At 48.0% G+C, this 300-nt stretch carries 1 protein-coding gene; it reads left to right on the top strand.

Annotation, left to right across the window (positions count from 1 at the left end):
• Window positions 1–262, top strand: a 262-nt coding sequence (locus C1E99_RS12160; RefSeq protein WP_193441814.1) for an NAD(P)/FAD-dependent oxidoreductase, incomplete at its 5' end; no start/stop codon positions are given.
• Between the last annotated feature and the right edge of the window lie 38 nt (window positions 263–300).

Below are 300 nucleotides of genomic sequence, written 5' to 3'. Positions count from 1 at the left end.
TTCCCAGAAAGACCTGGCTGACCTGGTTACCCTCCTCAAAGCCTTGCCTATCAAGATTACAGGCAAGATGTCCCTGGCCAAGTCCTTTGTGACCAAGGGCGGCGTTGACCTCAAGGAAATCAATCCCAAAACCTTGGAAAGCAAGAAAGTCCCAGGCCTCCACTTTGCAGGCGAGGTCCTGGACATCAACGCCCATACAGGTGGCTTTAACATTACCTACTGTCTTGCAACTGGCTGGGTGGCAGGGAGTTTGCATTATTAGTTTTTACATCAAGTTCAAGCAAAAATTTGCTTGAATTT

This window comes from Streptococcus suis (assembly GCF_002964045.1).
In the GTDB taxonomy this organism is placed as follows: Bacteria; Bacillota; Bacilli; order Lactobacillales; family Streptococcaceae; genus Streptococcus; species Streptococcus suis_U.
This window is presented reverse-complemented; position numbering and strand designations above follow the sequence as displayed.